Here is a 1,841-nt window from a genome sequence, read left to right on the forward strand (position 1 = left end):
TCGGCAGCGCGCTGCGCCTCGCCCTCCGCGGTCAGGTCGCCCACGACCACCTCGACGCCCGTGGCGCCGCGGTCGAGGGCCTCGGCCGCGACCTTCTCGGCCTGCTGGCCGTCGATGTCCGAGAGCACGATCCGGCTGCCCTCGGTGGCGAAGGCGTGCACGATGCCGCGTCCGATGTTCGAGGCGCCTCCGGTGATCAGTACGCGTGCGTCCTTCAGTCCCAGGTCCATCTGTGCTCCTTCGAGGCGGGGCGATGTCGATCTCCGGCGTGACGCTTGACACGCCGCGCCGACCCATCTAGCGTTCCATAAGTAGAGTTACGTTAATCCAGATTCAAATTTACCGGAAGCCCTTGGGGGAGTGCGATGGCGTCAATGGTCGAGGCTGCGGCCAAGCCGACGCGTGAGCTCGGCGGGATTCTGGCGATGACGCTGGACGCCCTCGTGATCATGTTCACCAAGCGGTTCTCGTGGCGTGAGGCCGTGCAGCAGGCGTGGTTCATCACGCGGGTCTCGCTGGTGCCGACCCTGCTGGTGATGCTCGGCTTCACGTTGCTGGTGATCTTCGAGGTCAACCTGTTGCTCAAGGACCTCGGCGCCCTCGACCTCGCGGGCGGCATTGCGGGCATCGCGTCCGTGCAGCAGATCGGTCCGTTCGTCACGGTCGTGGTGGTGGCCGGTGCCGGCGGCACGGCGATGTGTGCGGACCTCGCGGCGCGCACCATCCGTGAGGAGATCGCGGCCATGCAGGTGCTGGGCATCGACCCGATCCAGCGGCTCGTCGTACCCCGGATCGTGGCCGCGGTGCTGGTGACCCTCGTCCTGAACGTCCTCATCTGCGCCGGTGGCCTCGCTGGTGGCTACTTCTTCTCGGTCTATCTCCAGGACGTCAATCCGGGCGCCTACGTCGCCAGCATCCCCTTGTTCACCGGGATCCCAGAGCTGATGTTCAGCATGATCAAGGCCTTCGTCTTCGGCCTGATCGCCGCCATCATCGCCTGCTATCGCGGCCTCAACGTGGCCGGCGGATCCAAGGGTGTCGGTGACGCCGTCAACCAGGCCGTGGTGATCACCGTGGCCGTGCTCGTTCCCGTCAGCCTGACCATCAGCCTGATCCAGTTCGCCATCCTCTGAGGCCCCTGATGTCTGTCCTTTCTCCCAAGCTCGAAGCCGCACGTCGCGCGCCGCTCCGGACGCTTGACGCCATCGGAGCGCACGGCCTCTTCTATGCGCGCGTGCTCACCGGAATCCCGCGCGCGCTTCGCCGCCACCCCGGCGAGATCATCAAGCTGATCGCCGAGCTCGGTACCGGCACCGGTGCCCTCGCCCTCGTCGGTGGCTCGATCGTGATCGTCGCCTCGATCACCTTCTTCGCGGGGGCGGTGGCCGCAGCGCAGGGCTTCGAGTCGTCCTCGAGCCTCGGCGTCGGATCACTCAGCCCCCTGCTGGCTGCCTTCTTCACGGCCCGACTCTCCACGCCGTTGCTCGCCGGTGTCGCGCTGTCGGTGACGCTCGGTGCGGCGACGACCTCGCAGCTCGGTGCGATGCGGATCAGCGAGGAGATCGACGCGATCGAGGTGATGGCCATCCCGTCGCTGCCCTACCTCGCCACCACGCGCGTTGCCGCGGGGATGATCGTGATCACCCCGCTCTACATCTTCGCCACCCTCGGCGGCTTTCTGGCCGACTACCTGCTGCTGGTCTTCTTCTACGACGTCGGCGCCGGCAACTTCTCCCACTACTTCTTCCTCTACCTGCACCCCATGGACATCGTCTTCGCCTACATCCAGGTGCTCGGCATGGTCATCGTGGTGATGCTCGTGCACACCTTCTACGGCTACA

Annotated in this window: 3 protein-coding genes; 2 read left to right on the forward strand and 1 reads right to left on the reverse strand. The window is 66.2% G+C overall.

The genetic code is table 11. The features are described 5' to 3' along the window. Positions 1–230: SDR family NAD(P)-dependent oxidoreductase (locus tag V6M39_RS01025; RefSeq protein ID WP_332641791.1), on the reverse strand; the 230-nt coding region annotated here is incomplete at its 3' end. A 135-nt stretch (positions 231–365) separates the two neighbouring features. Here V6M39_RS01025 and V6M39_RS01030 point away from each other — a divergent pair. Both V6M39_RS01030 and V6M39_RS01035 read left to right on the forward strand, forming a co-directional pair. After that, entirely contained in the window at positions 366–1,133 is a 768-nt protein-coding gene (locus tag V6M39_RS01030; RefSeq protein WP_332641792.1) for an MlaE family ABC transporter permease, read from the forward strand. An 8-nt stretch (positions 1,134–1,141) separates the two neighbouring features. After that, positions 1,142–1,841: MlaE family ABC transporter permease (locus V6M39_RS01035; RefSeq protein ID WP_332641793.1), on the forward strand; the 700-nt coding region annotated here is incomplete at its 3' end.

It is taken from the genome of Aeromicrobium sp. (assembly GCF_036675695.1).
Classification (GTDB): domain Bacteria; phylum Actinomycetota; class Actinomycetes; order Propionibacteriales; family Nocardioidaceae; genus Aeromicrobium.